Origin of the sequence: Acinetobacter sp. Ac_3412, from assembly GCF_013072675.1 — a bacterium.
In the GTDB taxonomy this organism is placed as follows: domain Bacteria; phylum Pseudomonadota; class Gammaproteobacteria; order Pseudomonadales; family Moraxellaceae; genus Acinetobacter; species Acinetobacter higginsii.
The window spans coordinates 830,604-855,581 of sequence record NZ_LXUJ01000007.1 but is presented as its reverse complement, the minus strand read 5'-3'; the positions used below and the strand labels follow the sequence as shown (position 1 = coordinate 855,581).

24 protein-coding genes and 1 pseudogene are annotated in these 24,978 nt (G+C 41.0%); 22 read left to right on the top strand and 3 right to left on the bottom strand.

All coding sequences use genetic code 11. From position 1 onward, the window contains the following. The 19 genes and pseudogenes from A7P54_RS07625 to A7P54_RS07535 form a co-directional block, all read left to right on the top strand. Positions 1-781 (top strand): annotated as a pseudogene (locus A7P54_RS07625) (DNA polymerase III subunit gamma/tau); the annotation flags it as partial. Between the two features lie 113 nt (positions 782-894). Next, the gene (locus A7P54_RS07620) at positions 895-1,533 is read left to right on the top strand and encodes a VWA domain-containing protein (RefSeq protein ID WP_016540376.1); all 639 of its coding nucleotides are present in this window, start codon (positions 895-897) and stop codon (positions 1,531-1,533) included. Positions 1,534-1,567: 34 nt separating this feature from the next. Continuing rightward, complete coding sequence (locus A7P54_RS07615) at positions 1,568-2,209, top strand: TerD family protein (protein WP_171548270.1); 642 nt, start codon at positions 1,568-1,570, stop codon at positions 2,207-2,209. Positions 2,210-2,246: 37 nt separating this feature from the next. Next, positions 2,247-2,882 (top strand): VWA domain-containing protein, encoded by a 636-nt coding sequence (locus tag A7P54_RS07610; protein ID WP_005203233.1) that lies wholly within the window; start codon positions 2,247-2,249, stop codon positions 2,880-2,882. A gap of 34 nt (positions 2,883-2,916) precedes the next feature. Continuing rightward, positions 2,917-3,975, top strand: coding sequence for a TerY-C metal binding domain-containing protein (locus A7P54_RS07605; protein WP_171548269.1), 1,059 nt, complete (start codon positions 2,917-2,919; stop codon positions 3,973-3,975). 21 nt (positions 3,976-3,996) lie between these two features. Then, positions 3,997-5,802 (top strand): PP2C family serine/threonine-protein phosphatase, encoded by a 1,806-nt coding sequence (locus A7P54_RS07600; RefSeq protein WP_171548268.1) that lies wholly within the window; start codon positions 3,997-3,999, stop codon positions 5,800-5,802. Next, the gene (locus A7P54_RS07595) at positions 5,795-7,324 is read left to right on the top strand and encodes a lipopolysaccharide kinase InaA family protein (RefSeq protein ID WP_171548267.1); all 1,530 of its coding nucleotides are present in this window, start codon (positions 5,795-5,797) and stop codon (positions 7,322-7,324) included. The genes A7P54_RS07600 and A7P54_RS07595 overlap by 8 nt, the downstream gene beginning before the upstream one ends. Then, positions 7,321-8,373 (top strand): ATP-grasp domain-containing protein, encoded by a 1,053-nt coding sequence (locus A7P54_RS07590; protein WP_171549186.1) that lies wholly within the window; start codon positions 7,321-7,323, stop codon positions 8,371-8,373. The genes A7P54_RS07595 and A7P54_RS07590 overlap by 4 nt, the downstream gene beginning before the upstream one ends. A gap of 42 nt (positions 8,374-8,415) precedes the next feature. Continuing rightward, positions 8,416-9,555, top strand: a complete 1,140-nt coding sequence (locus A7P54_RS07585; protein ID WP_171549185.1) for a phosphoribosyltransferase domain-containing protein — start codon at positions 8,416-8,418, stop codon at positions 9,553-9,555. Next, a complete protein-coding gene (locus A7P54_RS07580) occupies positions 9,548-10,369 on the top strand; it encodes an HAD hydrolase family protein (protein ID WP_171549184.1) in 822 nt (273 codons plus the stop codon). Before A7P54_RS07585 ends, A7P54_RS07580 begins: the two co-directional genes overlap by 8 nt. Continuing rightward, positions 10,353-11,504 carry a cysteine protease StiP gene (gene stiP, locus A7P54_RS07575; RefSeq protein WP_171549183.1) on the top strand — a complete coding sequence of 384 codons (1,152 nt, stop codon included), beginning with the start codon at positions 10,353-10,355 and terminating at the stop codon, positions 11,502-11,504. The genes A7P54_RS07580 and stiP overlap by 17 nt, the downstream gene beginning before the upstream one ends. Positions 11,505-11,508: 4 nt before the next feature. Continuing rightward, on the top strand, positions 11,509-12,390 hold the full coding sequence (locus tag A7P54_RS07570) for an HpcH/HpaI aldolase/citrate lyase family protein (protein WP_171549182.1): 882 nt from the start codon (positions 11,509-11,511) through the stop codon (positions 12,388-12,390). A 24-nt stretch (positions 12,391-12,414) separates the two neighbouring features. After that, complete coding sequence (locus tag A7P54_RS07565; RefSeq protein WP_171549181.1) at positions 12,415-13,614, top strand: TerD family protein; 1,200 nt, start codon at positions 12,415-12,417, stop codon at positions 13,612-13,614. 103 nt (positions 13,615-13,717) lie between these two features. Continuing rightward, on the top strand, positions 13,718-14,296 hold the full coding sequence (locus A7P54_RS07560; RefSeq protein WP_005315964.1) for a TerD family protein: 579 nt from the start codon (positions 13,718-13,720) through the stop codon (positions 14,294-14,296). A gap of 59 nt (positions 14,297-14,355) precedes the next feature. Next, positions 14,356-15,426 (top strand): DUF475 domain-containing protein, encoded by a 1,071-nt coding sequence (locus A7P54_RS07555; protein ID WP_171549180.1) that lies wholly within the window; start codon positions 14,356-14,358, stop codon positions 15,424-15,426. An 87-nt stretch (positions 15,427-15,513) separates the two neighbouring features. Next, the gene (locus A7P54_RS07550; RefSeq protein ID WP_004653185.1) at positions 15,514-16,089 is read left to right on the top strand and encodes a TerD family protein; all 576 of its coding nucleotides are present in this window, start codon (positions 15,514-15,516) and stop codon (positions 16,087-16,089) included. A gap of 79 nt (positions 16,090-16,168) precedes the next feature. After that, complete coding sequence (locus tag A7P54_RS07545; protein ID WP_171549179.1) at positions 16,169-17,467, top strand: VWA domain-containing protein; 1,299 nt, start codon at positions 16,169-16,171, stop codon at positions 17,465-17,467. Positions 17,468-17,479: 12 nt separating this feature from the next. Then, positions 17,480-18,199, top strand: coding sequence for a TIGR00266 family protein (locus A7P54_RS07540; protein WP_004807604.1), 720 nt, complete (start codon positions 17,480-17,482; stop codon positions 18,197-18,199). Positions 18,200-18,231: 32 nt separating this feature from the next. Continuing rightward, positions 18,232-18,813, top strand: coding sequence for a TerD family protein (locus tag A7P54_RS07535; RefSeq protein ID WP_171549178.1), 582 nt, complete (start codon positions 18,232-18,234; stop codon positions 18,811-18,813). Between the two features lie 71 nt (positions 18,814-18,884). Here the strand turns inward: A7P54_RS07535 and A7P54_RS07530 are convergent, their stop codons facing one another. Then, complete coding sequence (locus A7P54_RS07530; protein WP_005203254.1) at positions 18,885-19,319, bottom strand: thioesterase family protein; 435 nt, start codon at positions 19,317-19,319, stop codon at positions 18,885-18,887. Next, positions 19,316-20,476 (bottom strand): iron-containing alcohol dehydrogenase, encoded by a 1,161-nt coding sequence (locus tag A7P54_RS07525; protein ID WP_171549177.1) that lies wholly within the window; start codon positions 20,474-20,476, stop codon positions 19,316-19,318. Before A7P54_RS07525 ends, A7P54_RS07530 begins: the two co-directional genes overlap by 4 nt. 798 nt (positions 20,477-21,274) lie before the next feature. On the opposite strand from A7P54_RS07525, the gene A7P54_RS07520 reads away from it, so the two are divergent. Further along, the gene (locus A7P54_RS07520) at positions 21,275-21,988 is read left to right on the top strand and encodes a hypothetical protein (RefSeq protein WP_171549176.1); all 714 of its coding nucleotides are present in this window, start codon (positions 21,275-21,277) and stop codon (positions 21,986-21,988) included. Positions 21,989-22,183: 195 nt separating this feature from the next. On the opposite strand, the gene A7P54_RS07515 is transcribed toward A7P54_RS07520, so the two are convergent. Then, entirely contained in the window at positions 22,184-22,816 is a 633-nt protein-coding gene (locus A7P54_RS07515) for a glutathione S-transferase (RefSeq protein WP_171549175.1), read from the bottom strand. A gap of 598 nt (positions 22,817-23,414) precedes the next feature. Here A7P54_RS07515 and A7P54_RS07510 point away from each other — a divergent pair. Continuing rightward, the gene (locus A7P54_RS07510; protein ID WP_171549174.1) at positions 23,415-23,924 is read left to right on the top strand and encodes a low molecular weight protein-tyrosine-phosphatase; all 510 of its coding nucleotides are present in this window, start codon (positions 23,415-23,417) and stop codon (positions 23,922-23,924) included. Between the two features lie 13 nt (positions 23,925-23,937). Then, positions 23,938-24,972: a UDP-N-acetylmuramate dehydrogenase gene (murB, locus tag A7P54_RS07505; RefSeq protein ID WP_171549173.1), complete on the top strand. Its 1,035-nt coding sequence runs from the start codon at positions 23,938-23,940 to the stop codon at positions 24,970-24,972. Positions 24,973-24,978 lie beyond the last annotated feature (6 nt).

The window sequence follows — 24,978 nt, the reverse complement described above, 5'->3', positions numbered from 1 at the left end:
TGAACCTGAACCTGAACCTGAACCTGAACCTGAACCTGAACCTGAACCTGAACCTGAACCTGAACAGCGCAATCAAGATCCTCATCTCATGGTGTTTGATGTCGAGGACGGTCAGTTAATTGGATTGGATGTATCAGTACAACAACATACGATTCAGTCGAATATCGTTGAGGCGGATGATGTACTGGTTTTTCCTGTTGAGCAAAACCCTCAAGTACAGCTGGAGCAGCCTCAAGCTGAACAGGCGCTTGATCTCATCGCAGAGTCAGTGCTTGAAGCGGTTGTTTCGGAACAGAGTGTTGTCGCAGATAAACCAGCTGCACCTGTAATACAACAGCAAGATCACGGACAAACTGATCTGATGCCTCAAGATATTTTAAAACTGCGTGAGCAGGTTTTAGAAGGCGAGTGGAATTTAGAGAAGTGGGAGTATTGGTTTAGAACTAGCCAGCTTTCACCTGCGGTTCAAGAGTTAGCTCAGCATGGTGTGATGCAAGGACAGATCAATGCTGCTTGTGTTTTTCAGATTCCTCAAGAATATGAAGGTATGTTATCGCAATTGCAGCATGGCTTGGAGGATGCATTAAAAGCACAATGGCCACAAACGTTGTTCAGTGTGCAATATGCTGCAGTGGATTCCAATACGCCTTTAATGATGCAGAATGAGCGTAAAGAAAGAGCATATCATCGTGCAGTCGAGTTATTACACCAAGAGCCGACAATTAAGAGTTTGGTCGATACTTTTGAAGCCGAATTGGTCAATATTAAGCTCAATCCTTAGCTGGAATAGGTAGACAGAAGAGTATTTATTTTTTACTTTGTAATGATTTAGGTAAGCTAAAAGTGTAATCTAGGCTTAAAATTTAAATCATAACGAAATAAGGGTAAAAAATAATGCGTCGTTTACCAGTTTATTTATTACTTGATACCTCAGGTTCTATGCATGGTGAGCCTATAGAAGCCGTAAAAAATGGGGTACAAATTTTACTTTCGACTTTACGTCAAGATCCTTATGCGCTGGAAACGGCCTATTTATCTTTAATCAGTTTCGACAGCCAAGCCAAACAGTTAGTGCCTTTAACTGAATTGGCTGTTTTCCAAGCGCCAGATTTGCAGGTCACAGGAACCACAGCCTTGGGCGATGCTTTAGCGCTATTAGCCGATAAAATTGAACAGGAAGTGGCAAAAACCACTGCAGAGGTCAAAGGTGACTGGAAACCTTTGATTTTCATTATGACTGATGGTGTGCCAACAGATGATTGGCGTAAAGGGTTGCAACGTTTACAACAAGTCAAAACAGGGGTAATCGTGGCCTGCGCAGCGGGACATGGTGCCGATACTTCAATTTTAAAACAAATCACAGAAGTTGTTGTTGAATTGGCAACGGCAGATTCAAATACGATCAAAGCGTTCTTTAAATGGGTTTCTGCCAGTATTTCAACAGGTAGCCAGAAAGTGGATGCAGGACAAAAAGAAGTCACTGGTCTAGGCGATTTGCCACCCCCACCGCCTGAAGTCAACATCGTACTATAAAAGCAAAATAAAGATTAAATAAGAGGGTAAAACCATGGCTGTGAGTTTAAATAAAGGTCAAGGCATAAGTTTAAGTAAAACTGAAAATAATTTGTCTCAAGTAACCATTGGTTTAGGTTGGGATATTCAGGAACAGAAAAAAGGCTTTCTCGGTGGATTATTTGGTGGCAATCGCGCTGAATATGATCTGGATGTGATTGCCTTCCTGGTGGGGAGCAATGGCAAGGTCAATAATCTGGGGCGAGATGCGCAGGGTAATGTCACCTTAGAAAATAGTGATGTTATCTTTTTTAATAATCAAAAGCATTCCTCTGGACATATCTGGTTAACCGGTGATAACCGTACAGGTGCGGGGGATGGCGATGATGAACAAATTATCGTGAAGCTCAATGATCTGAATCAACAATACCAAAAAGTGGTTTTTGTGGTGCAAATCTATAAAGCTGCTGAAAATAAACAACATTTTGGTCAAGTCAAAAATGCATTTATTCGTGCAGTGGATACTACAGGTAAGGAAATGGTCCGTTTCGATTTGTCGGGCACGGGACAATATGATCAACAGCGTTCATTACTGTTTGCTGAACTTGTCCGTGAATCAGCTGGATGGAAATTTAATGCAGTCGGACAGGCCTCCCAATCCGATTCATTTGTAGAATGGTTAAAACAATACGCTTAAAAATTTGATTTTCGGCTAAAGAAAGGTTTAGAACAACATGCGCCGTTTACCCGTTTATATTTTATTAGATACCTCAGGATCGATGCGAGGTGAGCCAATTCATTCGGTGAATGTCGGCTTGCAGTCCATGTTGAGTGCATTACGGCAAGACCCTTATGCATTGGAGAGTGTGCATTTAAGTATTATTACCTTTGATCTAGAGGCGAAGGTTTATTTGCCTTTAACGCCCTTGGATCAAGTACAGCTTGCCGATATCGATGTGCCAAGTGCAGGCGCAACTTTTATGGGCGCTGCACTTGAGTTGCTTGCTGAGCAAGTCACTCAGCAATTACAGAAAAGTACCGATGAGGTCAAAGGGGATTGGCGTCCGCTGTTATTTGTGATGACTGACGGCTCACCTTCAGATGTCTATGCTTACCAGCAAGCGATTCCTGTCATAAAACAGTTAAACTTTGCCAGTATCGTTGCCTGTGCCGCTGGGCCAAAAGCCAAACAGGAACATCTCCTACAACTGACCGATAAAGTCGTGGTATTGGATACCATGGATGCGGCATCTTTTGCAGGATTCTTTAAGTGGGTGTCTGCCAGTGTCGTGGTGGGAAGTAGTAGTGCGGGGATTTCAGGCTCTGTTTCATTACCACCACCACCACCCGAAGTGCAATTGGTGTTGTGAATAAAATAAAGAATACATTAAGGATAATTAGAAGATGCGCCGTTTACCTGTTTTTTTCGTATTGGATTGTTCTGAGTCGATGGCGGGGCAAAATATTCAACAGATGCAACAAGGCATCCAGTTGATTATGCAACAATTACGTCAAGATCCATATGCCTTGGAAACCGTGTATGTTTCTGTTATTGCCTTTGCAGGGATTGTCCGAACCTTAGTTCCGTTAGTGGAAGTGTTTGCTTATTATCCTGCGAAATTACCTTTGGGCGGCGGGACACATTTAGGCAAAGCCTTAGAACATTTGATGAATGAATTTGATCGTCATTTGATTAAAACAACAGAAGAAACCAAAGGGGATTGGAAGCCAATCGTATATTTGTTTACGGATGGTCGTCCGACCGATGAATGTAAAGATGCGATATATCGCTGGCAAAAGAAATATGCACGACGCTGTACGCTGATTGCCTTAGGAATGGGTAAGAACGTTGATTATGCAACGCTCAAGCAATTAACAGAACACTGTATTGCTTTTGATGAGTTGAATGAACAAGACTTTAAAAAGTTTTTCCAGTGGATTAGTGCTTCTGTGGTTGCACAAAGTAAAAGTATTGGGGATGGGCAGCAGCAAGATCATTTACCGCCAATTGATGAGCGTTATATGCGTCTGGTCAAGGATTTGCCTGCCAAGAAAACCTTGGTGGATGAAAACTGTGTCACTTTTGTGGGGCGTTGTGGCAAGCTGAATCGACCCTATTTAATGAAATTTGAACGTGAAATTCAGTATCAAGCGCCTCAAGATTTAAATATCAACCTGAATTTATATCATTTTCAATTGACCGAATGCTGCAAAATTGATGAGGATTATTTTACGTGGTCTGATCAAACCCAACATCAGCAGCAGGTCAATACCACGCTATTACAAGGTACTCCAGAATGTCCACATTGTTTGGCTGAAACGGCTTTTGCCATGTGTGGTTGTGGCCAATTGATGTGTTATGACGGTTTTAGTGAGGATGTGACTTGTCCATGGTGTCGTCGCCAAGTCAGTTTTGGTTATGGTGGAATGGACGGCTTCGATGTGCAACGAGGGCGTGGTTAACAATTGGATCTAGGAAAAGCCATGTCGCAAACTTTGACTACTGACGTTCAGACCGCTTTTTTAAATACATTAAAGCAGCTGTTACAAGATCAAACTCAACAGAACCCTCTGTTACTGGATGATGATTCTCTTGATCAATTGCTGAACAGTAAAAAAATTTATAATGCCTATCATGATTTGGTTGAACAGATTTATGAGCAAATAGGCTTTCAATTAGAACAGTCAGCAGTGTTTCAGCATTCTTTATTACAGCGCATCTTGGAGCAGGGGCGCTTGCCGGTTTACATCTCTAAAGCTGAAAATATCAATAGCGCTGATTCAAGCCAACCGCTATTCGATCATACCCAAATGATGCAGAATCCAATTCATGAGACTGATGCGTTAGAGTCAGTTGATCAGCTTGACTTTCTAGATGAGCTTTATTTGTCATCTCCCGTTGAAGCAGAAGCTGAACCATCTTTCATCAATGATAGCTCTGTCGCTACGTCACTTCCGACAACCTCGTTAATTTTAGTTAATTCGACTGCAGATATTGACTCAAATAATACAGACCACAATCAGAATAATGCCTCAGGAAGACCAAATCATGAGGTGAAAATGGTGAACAAAATGCCTCATTTTCAGATACCCAATGCGCGTGTTGGGCAAGACTATCAAGCCCGTATCCAAATGCAATATCCAGTCAAAGAGGACGTGCTGATTTGCTCTGAATCGATCAAAATTCCAGACGACTTAGGCATCGTATTTGATGATGAAGCGCAACAATTACAGGGCATACCGTTACAAGCAGGTGAATTTAAACTGGCATTTCAGTATAAAAATAACGAAGCCACACAAGCATGGTCTTCGGGTGAGGTGACCTTCATTATTACTGCTGATCCGCGTAGTTTATGGCAGGTCAATGAGCCTGATAGCAATGAACCTTATCAAAAAGCACATAGTGACCACCAATTGATTCAGACTGAGCATTTTAACCTTGCTGCCTGTAGTCAGCGCGGGCGCTCACATGAACACGCAGGTACTTTCCGTGATGATGACTTTCTGATTGCACGTGTTGCAGAGACCGATTGGTCAGTATTGATTGTTGCAGACGGTGCTGGTAGTGCCAGTTACTCTCGACAAGGTTCTTTACTTGCGGTGCAAAGCGCAGCCAAAACGCTGACGGATTACCTCGAACAGCATCATCCGCATCTGGATCGCTTATTGCAGCAATGGCAAGTTGGCAGTGATGATGAAATGACCAAGTTTGTTGCACAGCAAATCTATAAAGATTTTCATGATACTTTCTATAAAACAGCCCAAGTGGCCATTGAAGCCATTGAGCAGGAAGCCGAGTTAAAGCAGGTTGCAGCCAAGGCCTATGCCACGACTTTATTGGTGGCTGTGGTTAAACAGTGTGAGCAAAAAACCTTTATTAGTACCTTTTGGATGGGCGATGGCGCGATTGCTGTATATGCCAAAGATAAAGTACGTTTAATGGGCAAACCAGATGGTGGCGAGTTTGCTGGGCAAACCCGTTTCTTAGATCGCAGTTTTGCACAGCAGTTTGCTAGTCGCGTCAATATTGGCTATTACGATGATTGTGAAGCTGTGATTTTAATGACAGATGGTATTTCCGATCCGCGCTTTGAAACAGATGCTGGACTTGCGAACCACGAAAAATGGCAGGCCTTATGGCAAGAAATTGAACCACAGTTACAGCAGCCACACCCGGATCAGGCTTTATTGGAATGGTCAAAGTTCTTTAGTGCAGGGCATCATGATGATCGTACTTTGGCGATTTTATGGAATAAGCCTGTGAGTGTGGAGGGGCTTGCCCATGACTAAGATTATCCAGTGTCAAACTTTAGATGGTCGGCCAGTTGCATTCGTTGATGAAGTGATTGGCTCAGGAGCAATGAAAGATGTCTATTTTTCTCCTGATAAATCTTATGTGGTGTGTTTTTTTAGCAAAGAAAAAAACCATTTCTATCAGTCACATGCTGAGCTGGAAAGACAGAAGGACCGCTTAAAGGAAATTGTTGGCAATAAATGGCAAGGTATTTTCAACAGTGCCGGCGGGGATTACTGGAAAAATGTGTTTTGCTGGCCCGATGGTTTGATTGAATATAATGGTTTGTTGGGGATTACAGCTCCCACTTACCAAAAACAGTTTTTCTTCGAACATGGGTCTAAAAATAATGATTTTTTAGGCATTAAAGGTAAGGAGAAAGAAGGGAAATGGTTTGCCAGTGCCAATAACCAAAATCGCTTTTTAGATGAAAAAGAAAAAGGCAATTGGTCGAATTATCTAAGAATTTGTATTTTAATTGCCCGTGCTGTGCGCCGTATGCATGCAGCAGGTTTGGCACATTCAGATTTATCCTATAAGAATATTTTGATTGATCCTGTAACTGGCCGTGCCTGTGTAATTGATGTTGATGGTTTGGTTGTGCCTGGCAAATATCCACCTGATGTGGTCGGAACGCCTGATTTTATTGCACCTGAAGTGGTGAAAACCAATCATTTAAAAAAAGATGACCCACAGCGAAATCTCCCAAATATCATGACCGATCGGCATGCCTTGGCGGTCTTGATCTACATGTATTTACTGTATCGGCATCCATTGCGTGGTGGAAAAGTCCATGATGTGAATGATCCGCAGCGCGATGAAAATCTGGCAATGGGTGACAATGCCTTATTTATTGAACATCCAACCGACCCAAGCAATCGGGTAAAAGTTAGTCAAGTCCGTCCAAGTGCTTTACCGTGGGCCGATCCTGAAAAAATTCCATTCACCGTGACAGGCCCTTATTTAAAAGAACTGTTTTTACAAAGCTTTGTGACGGGTCTACAGCAGCCGCAGCAGCGACCTTCTGCCAATGATTGGGAAACCGCTTTGGTTAAAACGGTAGATTTGATCCAGCCTTGCTTAAATAGCGATTGCAGTCAAAAATGGTATGTATTTGATAATACAACAAAACCAGTATGTCCATTTTGTGGTACAGCCTTTAAAGGCAAGTTACCTGTACTGAACCTCTATTCGGCACGCCGAGAAGGCAGTTTTAGACCTGATAATCACCGTTTAATGGTCTGGACAGGGCAGTCACTTTACCCGTGGCATGCCAATAATTTGATTGCACCGAATGAGCGTCTAACAGCAGAACAAACCAAACGTGTTGGCTATTTTATTTTTCATCAAAATCAGTGGTGGTTGGTCAATGAAAATCTGCCTGATCTCATGGATGTGGCAAGCAAAACAACCATTCCAATTGGCGAAAAAATTGAATTGCTGGATGGAAAACAAATTTTACTTTCACGTCAGGATGGAGGTCGCTTAGTGGTGGTGCAAATGGTGGAATGTGTATGACACAAATAGTGAATGATCTTGCTCAGATTGGCATTGCAGAAAATTCGATCGGGATTTGGTTTACCCAAGCGCATTCTTGTCAACGTGATTTAATTTTGGCCGCAAAAACGGCGCCGTTTGATACCCGAATTCATGTGGTGGCATCACATGCAGACGATCGTCCTGAAATTACATCTGTTGCAGATATCGCTTTACAAGAACCGCCTTTGTCAGAGCGAGTCGAGTGGGTTTTACAGCAGGCACAATGCTTAAACGTCAAATTAATTATTGCTGGGCATCATGCTGAACTTTATCTGGCGCAAAAACAGCGCTTCGAACAATTGGGCATCCGTCTCATGGCGGGCTGTGATACGGTTGAGCAGATCGAGCAACTGAATGACAAAGCTCTGTTCACTCAGATCTGTGTAACTCACGGCTTGGCAGTTGCACCAGCAACCATAGTTGAAAATGCCGAGCAATTAGAAGATGCATATCATGACTGGCTGCAAAAAGGCGATGTGTGCGTCAAGCCTGCTAAAGGAGTTTTCGCTTCAGGGTTTTGGCATTTAGACCCTAATGCGGATGCTTTTGATGTGTTTGCCAATAGTATGAGATTCAAGGCGCATCCTGAAAGTTTTATTGAGAGTTATCGCCAGTTAGAACAGCCTCCTGTGTATTTGGTCATGCCATTTCTTGCTGGATTGGAGTGCTCAGTGGATATGTTGTGCGTACATGGTCAGGTGCATGGTGCGATCGCACGTTATAAGCAAAAGAATGGCTGCCAGAGTTTGACATTCGAAGATCCTGCGATCGAGTTGGCCAATCAGGTGGCTGCATTATTTGGTTGTGATGGGTTAGTGAATATGCAAGCTCGATATAATGATCAACAGCAGTTGTATATTTTGGAAGTGAATTCTCGGCCATCAGGTGGCATTGCACATACCTTCATGAGCGGCGTGAATTTGGTGCATTTGGCGATTGCCCAAGCACTACAGCTCAATTATCAACCTGAAAAGATGAAAAGTTCGGTCACTGTACGCAGCATAAGTCAGAGTATTTGTGTAATATAAAGACCATTATGTATATTATTTTAACTTAGATTTAAGAATTATATGATTGAGATTGAATTACAACGTGGCAAATTGGATTTAAAGCCCGATGAAAATAGCCATTGGAAATGGCAGGATTTACTCGGTTTTGCTGAACGAATAAATCCGAAAAGAGCCTTTTTATTTGTCTCAAAAGTCTTGGGGAGACATATTCCAGTTAGCCCTCAAGTCATGCGCCATGCGTTTACTGATTTAGCCCAACTGATTCCGAGTGATTTACCTGAGCCAATCTTGGTGATTGGGATGGCAGAAACCGCGGTAGGTTTAGGCGCAGGTGTACATCAAGTCCTGCAAGAACGCTATCCAGATGCACTGTATGTCACCACGACTCGTCATCCTGTTGAAAGCGCACCGTTATTGGCTCGCTTTTTAGAAGAACATAGCCATGCCCAAGATCAATTGCTGTATGGATCTCCTGATGCTGATATCCAAAAGAAAATTTTAGCCAGCAAAAGTATCGTATTGGTTGATGATGAAGCTTCTACAGGGAAAACCTTTATCAATTTAGTGTCTGCACTACAAGCGGCTGGCTTTGATCAAATTTCCCATATTGTGACGGCTACTTTGGCAGATTGGTCATCAGGTATTCATATTGCTGGATTAGATTGTCAGTCCGTGGCATTGATGACAGGTAAATGGCAGTGGCAGGATGCCGAAAATCCGCCACAGATCAATATGCCCAAAGTCGATACCGTGGCATTTGGTGAGTACGCGACCTTGTCTGAACCGACTTGGGGACGTTTACCGATTCAGGATACTTCTGCCTATATTCGTTTGCAGGTCGAACCTCAGCAACGGATTTTAGTATTAGGAAGTGGTGAATATGTCTGGTCTTCATTCTTATTGGCTGAAGATTTGCAGCGTCAGGGCGCAGAGGTGAAATTTAGTGCGATCACCCGCTCACCGATTGCAGTAGGGCATGCAATTCAATCTGCTTTGGCTTTTTCAGATAACTATGGTTTGGGTATTCAGAACTTTGTCTACAATATCAATCCATTAGAGTATGACCGAATCTTTATTACAGTGGAAACCTGTGCTGAGTCAGTCGCCAATAGCCTATTAGATGCGATTCCAAATGCTGAAGTTATCAGCGCAGTAGAATTCCCTCATCAAACCTTTAATCTGTGTAGTGCGAATGACTAATTTCTTATTTGACGCGCCAAATATTGCAACGCCGCTCATGTTGGTTGATCTGGATGATACTTTATTCCAGACCCATCGCCGTATTGTTCCCCAAGCTGACTTTAAAATGGTCACCACGGACAAACAGGGACAAGCATTGGCGTATATGAACCCGATTCAGCAGCACTTTGTGCAGTGGTTGTTGCATAGTACACATCTGATTCCCATCACAGCACGAAGTGCAGAGGCATTGTCTCGGGTACATTTACCTTTTCAGTATGGAGCAGTCTGTTCTCATGGCGGTACGGTACTGAATGCAGATTTCAGTGTAAATCTGGATTGGCATGTACAGATGCAACATGCATTGGCCCCTTATCAAGCACGGCAACAGGCTTTGATTGAGGTGGTACAACAACAGGCAGTCCATTTTGGTTCTATCCGTACTTGGGTGGTCGAAGAGCAAGGTTTGGGCTTATATGTGGTTGCCAAGCAAAATACCGAAAATGATAATCCTTATGCACCGAATTTCTTACCAGAACTATTAAATAGCTTAAGCCCAGATGTATTGGATGGGTTCTATTTTCATTTAAATGGCAATAATTTGGCTTTGATTCCAGAACCTGTAAGTAAAGCCAATGCAGCCCGTTTTTTATTGCAACAGTTTGCGTCTCAACAACGCCCGATTCTCGGTTTTGGCGATAGTTTGTCCGATGTAGAGTTTTTGAATCTATGTCATTGGTGGGGCATGCCGAACCACAGTCAATTGAATCGTTGGGTAAAACATAATTTGACGCAGCAATATAAACAAGAAGGATATTATGGCGATTATCAATAAAGATAAAGCAAGTGAATTAATTTTAAGACAAGGGTTTAGTGGTAGTTACCAAGCAGAACAAGTGACTTTTTTACTTAAACGGACGCATATTGAACCAACCGATACCATCGAAAAAGAACGCCTGATTCAATCAGGTGAAAAGCATTATTCGCAAATGATCAGTTTGGAGAGTGCACCGACTGAACGTCATTTACAGTTATTTGAACAGGCCATGCAGCAAGGGCAGCAGCGTTTGGCTCAAGAAGTTCAGCAGTTGGCACAAACTTTGGTTACAGCATTCAAGGAACCAATTGTATTGGTGAGTTTTGTACGTGCGGGCGTACCCTTAGGTGTACTGCTTTATCATGCGATACAGGACTTAGGCTGTGACTGTGTACATTATGGCATCAGTATTATTCGAGACCGTGGTATCGATTTTGCTGCCTTGGAAACCATTATTGCTAAACATGGACACCAATCGATTGTGTTTGTGGATGGTTGGACGGGGAAAGGCGCGATTCGCCAAGAATTACAACGTAGTTTAGGCGATGATGCTCGTTTTGCAGGGCGACCGTTACCGTTGGTGGTCTTGTCGGATATTGCCGGTTGTGCATGGTTGGCGGCCAGTGGCGATGACTGGCTGATTCCATCTGGTATTTTGGGTTCGACCATTTCAGGTCTTATTTCCCGTAGCATTTGTGAAGGTGAAGCCTTGAGTGCCGAGGAAATCAATGCCGAAAATATCGATCAATGGCATCGCTGTATTGAATATAGTCATTTAAAAGAATTTGATATTTCGCAGCAGTTTATTCAGCGCATCAACCAGATTCGCAGACAGCTTAATCCACAACCGAATGCAGTTTGGAAGCAAACACAGCAACTGACACAACAAGATCAAAGCCAGCAGGTGGTACAGAAACTGGCCCAAGAATACGACATTCAAAATATTAATCGGATAAAACCGAGTATTGCTGAAGCAACCCGAGCGATTTTAAGACGAGTACCGGATCTGGTCTTGCTTCGCGATGCTGATGATGCCGATACCCGTTTATTGCGTTATTTAACGCAAGTCACAGAGACACCTGTACAAGTGGTCGGTGATCAAATTGCGCCGTATAGAGCGATTACATTGATTCAAAAATTGGGGAAAGGATAATTTTATGTTATCTGCATTATCTTTAGGGGCAACATTATATATGCCTGCCACGCGTCCAGACTTATGGGCTGTGGTGAAGGGTGAAAAATATCCAGAGTTGCGTTCTCTGGTGATCTGTCTGGAAGATGCAATTACTGAACAGGAGATTGAGTTTGCTAAACAAAATCTCAAACAGTTGTTGCAGCAAATTCAGCAGCAACAGCGCCTTGAACAACATCCAAAAGTATTTATTCGCCCTCGTCACCTTGCAATGGCCGCTGAGTTGGCAGAATGGCAAGAAATCACCGCTTTAGATGGCATGGTATTGCCGAAATTTGGTTTAGCCAGCTTTAAGCAATGGCTTAGCATTCTTCCGCCAAATCTTCATTATATGCCTACGCTTGAAACAGCTGATAGTTTTGACATGGGGCAAATGAAAGAGCTGAGACAAGCCTTGCCAGAATTTCATAAAGTATTGGTGCTTCGGGTTGGAGGTAATGACCTACTCAATTGTTTGGCCTTACGTCGGCCGAGTGATATGACCTTATACCAAACGCCTATCGGCACACTTATTGCAAACCTAGCAGGTCAGTTTTTACCTTATGGTTTTGCACTGAGCGCACCTGTCTGTGAGCATTTTAGTCAGGTGAAATTGTTGCAGGATGAATTATATCTGGATTTACAGCATGGTTTATCGGGTAAAACCGTGATTCATCCTGCACAGATCTCAATTGTGCATCAGGCTTATCAGGTCAATGAAATCGAGTTGAAACAAGCGCAGGGTATTTTACAGGATGGCAGCAAGGCTGTATTTGCCTGTCATGGCAGTATGCTTGAACCCGCAACCCATCGTCGTTGGGCGGAACGTATTTTAGAACGGGCAAAAGTGTTTGGGCTAAAAGTATAAAATCAAAAAATATAGGAATAATCGATGCAACAATTGATTACAGGCGCCAATTTGGCATTGAGCCAGTCACAGTGCCAAGTGAAAATTAAAACTACATTAGCGGCGCATATCGGTTTAGATGTCACCGCCTATGTCTTGAATGCTCAGGCGAAAGTTCGTGGTGATGCGGACATGATTTTTTATGGGCAAAAGCAGACACCGAACCGTAGTGTGGAATTGGTCGAGGCAACAACAAAAGCACCGTATATCGCACAATTCAATCTGAACACTCAATTATTCGATGCGGATATCAGCAAGCTTGCGATGTGTGCAACGATTGATGGGCAAGGTGCAATCAATGCGATTCAAGATATTCAGATTGAATTATGGGAAAACGGACAGCTCACGGCAACAGCAACGGTAAAAAGTGCTGAAAAGACTGAAAAAGCACTGATTTTGGCCGAAGTTTATCGTCATAAAGAGCAGTGGAAATTCCGCTTTGTCAATCAGGGGTTCAATGGTGGTTTACAACCGCTAGCTGAACATTTTGGGGTAGAAATTAGTGATCAAGCTGCAGCCCCTGAGCCAGTGCCTCAACCTGTATCGGCGCCAGCACCTCAGCCTAAAATTAATTTAAGCAAAATTACCTTAGATAAACGCAATAGCCAGATTAATTTACAGAAACAGGCTCACGGTTTTGGTGAGATTAAAATTAATCTGAATTGGAACCAACGGACTCAACAAGCTCAGTCAGCTGGTTTCTTTAAAAAGCTGCTCAACCAAAATCAAGGTATTGATCTGGATTTGGGTTGCCTATTCGAGATGCAAGATGGTAGCAAATCGGTGATTCAGGCTTTAGGTAATCGATTTGGTGATTTTAACGGCTTCCCCTTTATCCAACTTTCTGCGGATGACCGTACTGGTGCATTAACAGAGGGTGAGTGGCTCAGAATTAATGGACAGCACTGGTCGCAGATTCGCCGTGTAGTGTTGTTTGCCTTTATTTATGAAGGTGTCCCGAACTGGGCTGAAACAGATGCTGTGGTCACCATTTATGTTCCAGATCAACCACCGATTGAAATCCGCTTAACTGAAGGGCAGCCTTTGGGGATGTGCGGAATTGTTGAATTGGTGAATCAAGGCGGTAGTATTCAAGTACAACGTCACGTGCGCTATGTACCTGGACATCAGGAGTTGGACCAAGCCTTTGGTTTTGGTCTGCGCTGGGTTGCAGGCAGTAAATAAAGTTGATATTTAATCATGTACTAGATAACAACAATTTCGATATCTATGTAGACATTATTAAGACCATTGAATTTTAAGTGTTCAAACGAGGAGAAAAAACAAAATGGCAATTAGTTTAAATAAAGGTGGAAATTTATCCCTAAGCAAAACAGATCCAAATTTAGTTCGTATTTTAATTGGATTGGGCTGGGATGAGCGTGCGACTGATGGGGCAGCATTTGACTTGGATGCGAGTGCATTCTTATTAACCGCAACAGGTAAAGTACGTGGTGATCACGACTTTATTTTCTACAACCAACTTAAATCTCAAGATGCTTCAGTCGAGCACACGGGTGACAACCGTTCAGGTCAAGGCGATGGTGATGATGAAACCTTATTGGTTGATCTGTCAAAAGTCTCGCCTGAAATTGAAAAAATTGCGATTACTGTGACCATTCATGATGCACAAGCACGCGGCCAGAATTTTGGTCAGATTGCCAATGCCTTTATTCGTGTTGTGAACCAAGACACCAATGTTGAAGTGGTTCGTTTTGATTTGGCAGAAGATTATTCAACTGAAACTGCCATGGTGTTTGGCGAGGTTTATCGCCACAATGGCGAATGGAAATTTAAAGCCGTTGGTCAAGGCTATGCTGGTGGGCTTGCTGCGATGTGCCAACAATATGGTATTCAGGTCGGCTAAAGTTCTCATTTCAACACATAAATGATGAATAGCTTAAAGCTGTTTAGAAAAGGAAAAAAATGAAACATTTTCGTTTCTCAATTATTTTTACCGTAATCTGTCTAGGGTTATCAGCATGGTGGGGCTTTACGCATGGCCCAAATGCTGGTTTCTCGATGATGCTTAAAGTTTTATTGATTACGACAGTACTGGCGGTCATGGAAGTATCCCTGTCTTTTGATAATGCTGTTGTCAATGCATCAGTACTCAGAAACTGGGATGAGTTCTGGAAAAAACTATTTCTTACCGTTGGTATTTTAGTTGCTGTATTTGGTATGCGTTTAATCTTCCCACTCTTAATTGTTGGTGTAACCGCTGACATGGGAATGATTGAGGTTGCGAAACTGGCACTGAATGATCCAAAAACTTATTCAGAAAAGTTACTTGCACATCATGCTGAAATTGCAGCCTTTGGTGGGATGTTCTTACTGTTGGTGTTCTTAAACTTCTTGTTTGATGATGGTAAAGATACGCACTGGTTCCATTGGTTGGAAACCCATTTATCGAATCTAGCAAACATCCCAGCGATGTCAGTATTCGTGTCACTGATTGCTTTGCTGACTATGGCTGCTTTTGTGCCTGAGCAACAAAAACTGATTGTGATTGTCGCGGGGATCTGGGGCATCGTGGTTTATATCGGTGTACAGGTACTGGGTCATTTGCTTGAAGGCAGCAGCGAAGATGATGAAGCCGATGAAAAACCAGTTACTGGTACTTCAAGCAATATCGTCAAAGCAGGTATTGGTGGTTTCCTTTACCTCGAAGTATTAGATGCTTCGTTTAGTTTCGATGGTGTGATTGGTGCATTTGCGATCACAAGTGATGTGGTTGTGATTATGCTTGGTCTGGCAATTGGTGCAATGTTTGTCCGTTCGATGACGATTTATTTAGTTGAGAAAGGCACATTAGAGGCATTTATCTATCTGGAGCATGGCGCACATTATGCGATTGGTGCTTTAGCTGCAATTATGCTTTATACCGGAACAGGTGGTCATGTGCCTGAAGTTGTAACAGGCTTGATTGGTATTGCATTCATTATTTGGGCTGTATTATCTTCAATTGCTTACAGTAAAAAACAAACACAAGCTTGATAAAAATGTATGGATACATCATTTATATGATGTCCATGATTCAAATGAAATAAACAATGAGTTGAAATTTAATAAGGAGAAACTCGAATGGCAATTAGTTTAACCAAAGGCGGCAACGTTAGCTTAACCAAAGAAGCGCCTGGTATTACAAAAACAACTGTTGGTTTAGGTTGGAATCCTCGCGTAACTGATGGTGCTGCATTTGACCTAGATGCAATTGCATTTTTAGTTAATGAAGGCGGTAAGGTTCGTGCTGATAATGACTTTATTTTCTTTAATAACTTAAAGTCATCTGATGGTTCTGTGGTTCACAATGGCGATAACCGTACAGGCGAAGGCGATGGTGATGACGAAACCCTAAGTATCGATTTAAGCAAAGTTCCAGCTGACGTTGCAAAAGTGATCTTTGCGGTTACGATTTATGATGGTCAAACCCGTAACCAAAACTTTGGTCAAGTTGCGAATGCCTACATTCGTGTAATTAACGATGCGGGTGGTACTGAAATTGCACGTTATGACTTGTCTGAAGACAGCAGCACTGAAACTGCAATGATCTTTGGTGAACTTTATAAACACGGTAGCGAGTGGAAATTCCGCGCAATCGGTCAAGGTTTTGCTGGTGGCTTAGGGCCGTTAGCCGCTTCTTATGGTGTTTCTGTTTAAGATGCTTGTGGAAGATAGTGTTTAGGCACTATCTTCTTTTTCGATATTTATAAATGATAAAAATAGGTTATTCCTTAATATGTTGAATTTAGTTCGCGGACAAAAAATAAAATTAACTGATGTTTTACAGGGGCAATCCTCTTTTTATATCCAGATTCAATATCAAGCCGCTTTTGATTTAGATATCGCCAGTTTTGGACTTGATCCGCAGTATCGTTTAAGTGATGAGCGATATATGACTTTTTACAATCAGCCTGAAACGCCATGCCAAGCGGTTCGTCTGATTGAAAATCACAATAAATGCAGCCGCTTTTTAGTTGATTCTGCAAAACTACCTGCAAATATTCAACATCTGGTTTTGACCGCTGCAATTGATGGACAGAATGTCATGTCGCAATTACAGCAAGCGAGGATTCAAATTCTTAACTTGCAGTTACAGCCGATTGCTGAACTGAAGTTAGATGGCAGCATCTTTGATCAAGAACGTGCCACCATGCTGATTGAGATTTATCGAAAAGAAGGTATTTGGCGTTTAGCAGCCATTGGACAAGGCTTTAATGCAGGGCTTGCCGCGTTAATTCAACATTTTGGTGGAGAAGTTGCCGAAGAGCCGACAGTACAACAGCCGACACCTGCAGCACCACAATCGAATATCGATTTAAAGAAAAAATTATCTTTGCAAAAGGCCGAAAAAACGGGCAATGCATCCATTATCGATCTGACCAAAAAATCACTGGTCCAACTGGAAAAGAAAAACTTACTGGGTGTAACCGCACGCGTGGCACTGGTCTTGGATGCATCTGGCTCAATGGATGGGCAATATCGCCGCGGTGATGTGCAAAAGGTGGTGAATCGCTTAATGCCACTGGCCATTCATTTTGATGATGATGGCAGTTTTGAGTGTTGGGCTTTTGCTGCTAAAACGACACAACTGGATGATGTGACGCTCGACAATGTCAATGATTTCATTAATACCACCCAATGTGGCTGGAAGAACTGGCAAGTGGGGGCACGTTATAATGAGGAAATTCCAGCAATTGAAGCTGTGATTAATTATTTCCAAAAATTCAAAGATCAAATTCCGACTTATGTTTTATTTATTTCGGATGGTGGCGTGGGCAGCCGTCGACAAATGCAGAAAATATTATCCCAAGCGGCCAAACTGCCTATTTTCTGGCAATTTGTCGGGATTGGTGGGCGAGATTATGGTGCACTAGAAAAGCTGGATGAAATGTCAGGTCGAATTGTCGATAACTGTAATTTCTTTAGTTTGGACCGCATCGATAGTGTTTCAGATGAACGCCTATATGAATTGTTATTACAAGAATTCCCTGATTGGTTGAACGCTGCGAAGCAACATCAGATTGTTAGAAATTAAAAGGAATAAATAATGGCACAGTTTAGCTTAGTTGGTTCACCAGAACCGTTCCTGCATGTATCCATGCGCCGTGGCGACAAAATCTATTGCGAAAGTAATGCCATGGTGATGATGGAAGCGCCTTTGGAGTTAAAAGGGCGTTTGCAAGGTGGTTTAATGCAATCCCTATTACGTCGTTTTGCCAATGATGAATCATTGTTTCAGCAGCATATTGAAGCTGTACGCGGTGATGGTGACTGTCTGTTATCCGCAGCGTTGGATGGGGATATGCAGATTTTAGATGTCGGTGCGACGCAGTATTTGCTGAGTGATGGGGCTTTCGTGGCGGCACATGACTCAGTTGAAGTCAAAGCTCGTTTAAACAGCAGTCTGGGTGGTGCATTTTTTGGTAATACGGGTGGTTTTTTGGTGATGGAAACCAGCGGGCAAGGCCAAGTGGTGGTGTCTGGTTGTGGCACCTTGTTTGAGCTTGAAGTTGAACCAAACAAAGAAGTCATTATTGATAATGGACACGTGGTCTGTTGGGATTCACGCTTAAATTATAATTTATCCGTTTCTACTTCACAGAGTAGTGGCTTTCTTGGCAATTTGGTCAATAGTGTGACCAGTGGTGAAGGGATGGTGTTACGTTTTTCCGGCCAAGGTAAGGTGGTGATTTGTTCTCGAAACCGTAACAATTTCCTGCAATGGTTAACCTCGAAGTTAAACTTAAACCGTAATCAATCTAATTAAAACAATCATTTTTATCCAGAGGAGAAAAACACATGGGAATTAATTTAGAAAAGGGTCAAAAAATTAGTTTGCAAAAAGCAGATGGTAGCAGCTTACAACAAATCTTTTTAGGTGTGGGCTGGGACGTTGCGAAAAGCAAAGGCTTTTTCGGCTTTGGTGGTGGCGGTGGGAATATTGACCTTGATGCCTCTGTCATTTTATTTGATGATAACAAACAAGTATTGGATGTCGTTTACTTTGGTCAATTGCAAAGTAAGGATGGCAGTATCCATCATTCGGGCGATAACTTAACTGGTGAGGGCGATGGTGATGATGAAGTCATTCGTGTTAATTTGAACCAGATTCCAGCACAAGTAAAATCGTTGGTATTTACTGTGAGCAGTTTCCGTGGACAGACCTTTGAGAAAGTTGAAAATGCATTCTGTCGTTTGGTGGATCAATCCTGCAATCAGGAAATTGCAAGCTATAAGCTGTCTTCACAAGGCGCACATACTGGTTTGATTATTGCAAAAATTTATCGCCACAATGATGCATGGAAAATGCATGCGATTGGTGAAAATGTGCATGGTCGTACCTTCCAAGATATCGTACCTTATGCTTTACCACATATCTAATGATTTAGATTGATCATGGCCTGCCGCAATCGCTCAATACATTGCGGCATGTTTATTTCTGCAATCTGAAATTATAATAAATAGTGGTTTAGGACATCCCGCATTGCTTCTGGAATGGTGGTGCTTTTTCGGCTTATCCGATCCACAAAGACATGGACAAAATGCCCTTGAGCAGCAGCCTCGTGCTGACCTTGTTTAAAGATCGCCAACTCGTATCTAAGTGATGAGTTTCCTACTTTGCCAATCGCTACACCTACTTCAATGATTTCTGGAAACGACAGTTCCTGTTGAAAGCTACAAGCCGAATCAACCACTAGACCAATAATTTCACTATGATGAATATCGAAACCTGTTTTCTGAATCAGTAATGAATTGGCTGCAGTATCAAAATAACTATAATAAGTCACGTTGTTGACGTGGCCGTATATATCATTATCGGCCCAACGGGTCTGGATTGGAAAAAAGAACTTAAATTGTTCGCGTCGTTTTAAAGTCGGTTTGCTCATGCATAAATCGCCTGATAGATCTGTAATGCGTCTTGTTCGGTCATTTCTCTTGGATTGTTCTGCAACAGTCGAGTTTGCAGCATGGCATCTTTGGCAAGTTGTGGTAATTTCGCTTCAGCAATATCGAGTTCTTTTAACTTCAAGGTTAAGCCACTTTGGTTCAGATGATTCTGCATATGGTCTATAAACAGGTCGCAAAGGCCATCGGTACAACCCGTACTTCGAGGGTCTAGTAATTGCATCAATTCTGCATAGTGTTGTTTGGCTTTGGGTGCATTAAATTTTAAAACTTCAACCAGTACCAATGCATTGGTATGTCCATGCGAAAGGTGAAAATGCCCACCCAATGGGTATGCGAGGGCATGTACCGCACCAACGGGGGCATTGGCAAAGGCTTGACCAGCTAACATAGAGCCCACCAACATGTTTTGGCGTGCCTCTAAATCAGCCCCATTTTTCAAGACTTTGGCTAAATTATGATTAAGTAATTTCAATGCATTTTTAGCCAGCATATCGGCATAAAAATTCTTTTTAATATTTGAGGTATAAGCCTCAATGGCGTGCACCATGGCATCGATGCCTGTTGCCGCAGTGATATGTGCAGGTAAACCTTGAGTGAAAGTCGCATCTAAAATGGCAACATCGGCATATAAAATGGGTGATACCACGCCCATTTTAGTGGTTACCCCCGTAGTCACGATTGAAATGGGAGTAACTTCTGAACCTGTGCCCGCTGTGGTTGGGATGAGAATCAGTGGTAAACGCGGGGCTTTGGCTTGGTTTACGCCGTAGATTTCACTGAGGTTTTGCTGTTGCGTAGGATGTGCCAGCAAGGCAATGATTTTAGCTACATCCATGGAGCTACCACCACCAAAACCGATAATCACATCAATCTGTTCTTGTTTTGCAAAATCAACAGCTTCCAATACAATATGTTCTGGTGGATCTGCTTGGATATCGGAATAAATAATGTATTCAAGGTTAATCTGATTCAGAATTTTTAAAATGGGTTGATGCAATTGATGTTGTATCATTCCTGCATCGGTTACGATGAGTGCCTTATGATAATTTTGTTGTGTTAAAACACTTTTAAGTTCTTGTATTGAACCTAGTCCCGCAATGATGTTGGGAACAGTTTGAAATTGAAACGAGTTCATACATACATCCTTATTTTCATAATAAATACAACATTCTTATATCATGTGACTATAAGTTTCACTGTCTAAATAAATTAACATAAGACACACTTAAAAAGTGTAACTTTGAGACGATTATACTGTTCAAGACGACCTATAAGGTCTTATGTTTTTTCACCTATTTATCATATTGAAATTATTAGATTTTATGGTGTTATTTTGTCGGATTTTTCGCAAGAATCAGTATTTTTAGAATGTAACGAAAACAATAACTTAAGCTATGGTTTTGCAGTCGCTTCTTCTGTCATTTTTGCAAATGGTAGTTTAATAACAGCATTTACATCGTTTTAGTTAATTTCATACACAAACTCATAATGCTCAGTCATTTTTTCTAAGTGGCTAGCCAAGCCTTGTGCACTTTTAACTACTTTCTTATGTAGAAAAATAGCGAATGAATGTATCACATGAAAGGTAGAAATTTGCACCTTTTAAATAAAGGATACGTTTTTAGGAGTCACTAAATTAGAAAACTAAGGCTGATGTTCTACTTATTGATTTAACTCCAATGTTATTTCTCTGTTTTAGTATTAGATCAAAATTTCGGCTTGATATTTTGTTAATTATAAATGGATTTGTAATTCCATTATTTCGTCGATCCAAAATTTTGTGAAGTTCATTATTAAAATTCTGTATTTCACAAAAAACCAATGCTAAAAATAAAAGAGTAGTTCATCCACTACAGAATAGCCTTTAAAGGCAAGTGCTTAAATAATCTAAATTTTAGAAGCAACGATTACATCATTATAAAGGAGTTTGCTCATGGTAAATAACGCAGTAGAAATGCTATTTAAACTTTTAACAGATACTCATATTCCTGAAGGCCATATTGCATTGGTACGGATTCAAGATGATCTAACTTATGATCAGGTTATGACAAATCTTGAGCAGGTTAATATACTGCCTGGATTTACAGTACTTGGGGTTACCAGTATTCCTAATCCTGATACATCAGACTGGAAATTGACCAACTGTACGTATGAGAATGGAGTTCTTACTTGGACTGAAGGACTAATTGATTTGGGAACTGAAACCTCCCCAGATCTGGCATATGGTTATCATGCTGGCATTACGGCAAATATTGGTGACAAGCTTGAAATGATAGTTCCCAACGTGATGTCTTTCGCATCTAGAGTATTGAGTGGCACACGACTAGCAGATGTAAATGGTGTCGCAGCAGGTCAAGCTAATATTGGAATTAACTGTATTAATAATAGTTTAGGAAGTCCGAATATTGGGTTAACGCTGCTTGGCACTTCATATCAAACAACCGACTTGCCTGTAAAATACACAATGATTTATGTATCAGCAACTGCTGTAGAGCATGTTATAACTTCAACGGATGGAACAATTGAAATTTTCCGAGAAACTCAAAACATCCCAGCATTTGAAGGAACAGCGTATTTTAATGTGATTGCAACTGTTAACGAAAAAAATGAAATGTTTACGACCACTGTTTCAGTTAGCTCGATCTGAATAAATACAAGAAATAATCTTTAAGGTTAATGTGTAAATAAGGGTGAGTAGGTATTAAAAACTTTCGGGTAATTTAATTTCTACTCATCTGGATTAATATTATTTTATAAATTTTTACTTGTACTCAATGTTTATTTATAAGAATGTACCTTATTATTCTTATTTATTAAGTGATTTAAGAATTTATTGTTATTTTTAGATCAGCATGCCGTCTTGTTCAATTTTTTCTGCTGCCTTCCAACTTGGTAGTGAGCTTAAACGTTCTACATAACTTTTAATATATGGATAATTTTCACCTTGTTCCATATGATGAATTAAGCCGTGAAGCCCAAATCCCATCATAAAGTCTGCCCCTGTTAAACGATCATCCACTAAAAAATTTTTATCTTTTAAATAATCATTTAAAAAACCAAAAACTTTATCAAACTCAACTTGAGTATAGTTTTCTAGAAACACCAATTTCGTACCATGCTTAGCTTCTATCTGATTAAACGTTTTTAATAAAAATGGCACCATAGCAGAGCTTTCAGCGAAGTGAATCCATTGTAGATAATCTGCATAAATAGCTTCATTTATATCTGGTGCAAGGTGTGGAGCAAATCTTTGAATTAACAACTCTACTATAGCACCTGATTCCGCAATCACTTTACCTTCCCATTCAATTACAGGAGATTTTCCTAAAGGATGAATGGTTTTTAGTGACTCAGGTGCCAAATGAGTCGTTAAGTCACGATAATAGCGTTGCAATTGATATGGTTGTTTGATTTCTTCGAGTAACCACAAAATTCGGAAAGAACGTGATTGGTCTAAGTGATGTAATGTAATCATGATAATGCCTGCTTTAAAAATCTTATGGGTCATTTCCCCAAATTTTACGGTTTCCAATATACGCTTAAGTTTACAGATAGTGCTGTTTATCTACTTAAATAATAGTCGAACTGCTATAGCAAATATGAAAAAGCAAATGTTTTCAATGTTTGAAGTTGCAGAGCAGGATTAAGTGATTCCTTAATCAAAATGTATCTTAACTTTTTCAACAATTATTTTTAGTCTTTGATGGAGGTGGCGTGAGTCGAATGCGCGTCCGCAAAAACCGTATTCTTTGAGCGTTTTTTGCATTTTAGCTTTATATAATTGACCTTTAAACATTCAGTTTCTTTATGAGCTTGGTTGTTCAGTGTGGTTTCATGCAACGGTTGTGAGTGGTACACATTGTTAATTCCAAAAAAGTACATATTCATACAGAAAATTCAATAGAGATAAACACTATTTCCTTTCAAATCAATGCAATTTTTGACAAAATAGCTGATGTCAGAAGCGTCACTTCAGGCATAATGACATTGAATAGTTTTGCGTTAATTTTGCAGGAATTTTGCATGCAATATTTTAATCTCCTTATAAAACAAAATGTTGGAAATTTTATCTAATGACAACACAATATAAGGTGTTATGTGTCTGCTTAGGTAATATCTGCCGTTCACCAACCGCAGAGGCAATTCTCAGACATTATTGTGATGCGCATGGCTTAAATGTGATGGTCGATTCTGCGGGAACCAGTAATTATCATCCAAATAAAGCACCAGATGCACGCAGTCAAAAACATGCAGTAAAACGTGGTTATGATTTATCTGAGTTACGTGCCAGACAGATTGTTTTAGCAGACTTTGTTGAATTTGATTTGATTTTAGCAATGGATCATGAAAACTTCGATGATATTCAAACACTCATGTCACAGGCTGTGCAACAGTTCGGCACACATCAGATTCGCGCCAAGTTAGCTTTGATGAGCGAGCATGATCCTCAGTTTAATCAACAAGCTGTACCAGATCCTTATTATGGTGGCGCAGATGGATTTGATCGAGTACTCGATCAGTGTGAATCCAGCAGCCAAGCATGGGTCGATATTTTTAAAAAGCAAATGAAAGCAGGGCAATAGGATTTAATTTAATATGCAGCTACAAGCGCAGGTTCAGCTTAAAAACTTAAATACATTAAATTTGAATGCGATTGCTTCACACTATGTGCAAATCAATCATCCTGATGAGGTCATTACTGCATTAGCATTTGCGGAACAGCAGCATTTAAACGTTTTGGTACTCTCGGGTGGCAGTAATGTTTTATTGCCACAGCAAATACAAGCATTGGTAATGCATTTAAATATTCAGGGTATAGAAGTACTTTCTGAAGATGAAAATACCATTACCGTTAAAGTAGGTGCTGGGCAAGTCTGGCATGACTTTGTTTTGTATAGCACCCAACAGCAATGGTTTGGATTGCAAAATCTTGCTTTGATACCAGGGTTAGTCGGTGCTTCTCCTGTACAGAATATTGGTGCTTATGGCGTTGAAGCAGGTGAGTTTATTGAATCGGTACAAGTTTATGATCGTGAACTAAAACAGTTTGATTCGATTTCTGCTCAAGATTGCCATTTTGCTTATCGCCATAGTATTTTCAAAGATCATCCCAATCGTTACATCATTGTCAGTGTGACTTTCAAACTATTGAAGCAAGCTGAGCTTAAACTGAATTATGGTGATCTTAAGCAAGCAGTAGGCGATGAACTGACCGCAGAAAATTTACAGAATCAGGTGATACAAATTCGCCAAAGTAAATTGCCAGACCCGAAAGAATTTCCAAATGTTGGAAGCTTTTTTAAGAATCCAATTTTGGTACAAGTTGAATTTGATAAAATTACTCAACAATTTCCAAACATTCCGCATTATCCACAGGCAAATAGCAGTGTTAAAGTGGCTGCAGGCTGGTTAATTGATCAAGCAGGTTGGAAGGGTAAGCAATTAGGTTCGGTTGGCATGTTTCATAAACAAGCTTTGGTTTTGGTTAATTATGCCGAGGCGACCCTAGCGGATGTACAAAGCACGTATCAGGCTGTACAAAGTGATGTAAAACAAAAGTTTAGTATTCTATTGGAACCTGAACCTGTGTTATACAGTGAACAAGGTTTGATTCAAGCGCATAGTGGGTGAAGAAAT

Excerpts from the sequence above, each read along its gene's own strand:
- A7P54_RS07550 (WP_004653185.1), top strand. The coding sequence starts at position 15,514 with ATGGCAATTAGTTTAACCAAAGGCGGCAACGTTAGCTTAACCAAAGAA.
- A7P54_RS07585 (WP_171549185.1), top strand. The coding sequence starts at position 8,416 with ATGATTGAGATTGAATTACAACGTGGCAAATTGGATTTAAAGCCCGAT.
- A7P54_RS07555 (WP_171549180.1), top strand. The coding sequence starts at position 14,356 with ATGAAACATTTTCGTTTCTCAATTATTTTTACCGTAATCTGTCTAGGG.
- stiP (WP_171549183.1), top strand. The coding sequence starts at position 10,353 with ATGGCGATTATCAATAAAGATAAAGCAAGTGAATTAATTTTAAGACAA.
- A7P54_RS07535 (WP_171549178.1), top strand. The coding sequence starts at position 18,232 with ATGGGAATTAATTTAGAAAAGGGTCAAAAAATTAGTTTGCAAAAAGCA.
- A7P54_RS07595 (WP_171548267.1), top strand. The coding sequence starts at position 5,795 with ATGACTAAGATTATCCAGTGTCAAACTTTAGATGGTCGGCCAGTTGCA.
- A7P54_RS07610 (WP_005203233.1), top strand. The coding sequence starts at position 2,247 with ATGCGCCGTTTACCCGTTTATATTTTATTAGATACCTCAGGATCGATG.
- A7P54_RS07525 (WP_171549177.1), bottom strand. The coding sequence starts at position 20,476 with ATGAACTCGTTTCAATTTCAAACTGTTCCCAACATCATTGCGGGACTA.
- A7P54_RS07540 (WP_004807604.1), top strand. The coding sequence starts at position 17,480 with ATGGCACAGTTTAGCTTAGTTGGTTCACCAGAACCGTTCCTGCATGTA.
- A7P54_RS07565 (WP_171549181.1), top strand. The coding sequence starts at position 12,415 with ATGCAACAATTGATTACAGGCGCCAATTTGGCATTGAGCCAGTCACAG.
- A7P54_RS07590 (WP_171549186.1), top strand. The coding sequence starts at position 7,321 with ATGACACAAATAGTGAATGATCTTGCTCAGATTGGCATTGCAGAAAAT.
- A7P54_RS07510 (WP_171549174.1), top strand. The coding sequence starts at position 23,415 with ATGACAACACAATATAAGGTGTTATGTGTCTGCTTAGGTAATATCTGC.
- A7P54_RS07615 (WP_171548270.1), top strand. The coding sequence starts at position 1,568 with ATGGCTGTGAGTTTAAATAAAGGTCAAGGCATAAGTTTAAGTAAAACT.
- A7P54_RS07605 (WP_171548269.1), top strand. The coding sequence starts at position 2,917 with ATGCGCCGTTTACCTGTTTTTTTCGTATTGGATTGTTCTGAGTCGATG.
- murB (WP_171549173.1), top strand. The coding sequence starts at position 23,938 with ATGCAGCTACAAGCGCAGGTTCAGCTTAAAAACTTAAATACATTAAAT.
- A7P54_RS07520 (WP_171549176.1), top strand. The coding sequence starts at position 21,275 with ATGGTAAATAACGCAGTAGAAATGCTATTTAAACTTTTAACAGATACT.
- A7P54_RS07560 (WP_005315964.1), top strand. The coding sequence starts at position 13,718 with ATGGCAATTAGTTTAAATAAAGGTGGAAATTTATCCCTAAGCAAAACA.
- A7P54_RS07530 (WP_005203254.1), bottom strand. The coding sequence starts at position 19,319 with ATGAGCAAACCGACTTTAAAACGACGCGAACAATTTAAGTTCTTTTTT.
- A7P54_RS07515 (WP_171549175.1), bottom strand. The coding sequence starts at position 22,816 with ATGATTACATTACATCACTTAGACCAATCACGTTCTTTCCGAATTTTG.
- A7P54_RS07580 (WP_171549184.1), top strand. The coding sequence starts at position 9,548 with ATGACTAATTTCTTATTTGACGCGCCAAATATTGCAACGCCGCTCATG.
- A7P54_RS07545 (WP_171549179.1), top strand. The coding sequence starts at position 16,169 with ATGTTGAATTTAGTTCGCGGACAAAAAATAAAATTAACTGATGTTTTA.
- A7P54_RS07570 (WP_171549182.1), top strand. The coding sequence starts at position 11,509 with ATGTTATCTGCATTATCTTTAGGGGCAACATTATATATGCCTGCCACG.
- A7P54_RS07620 (WP_016540376.1), top strand. The coding sequence starts at position 895 with ATGCGTCGTTTACCAGTTTATTTATTACTTGATACCTCAGGTTCTATG.
- A7P54_RS07600 (WP_171548268.1), top strand. The coding sequence starts at position 3,997 with ATGTCGCAAACTTTGACTACTGACGTTCAGACCGCTTTTTTAAATACA.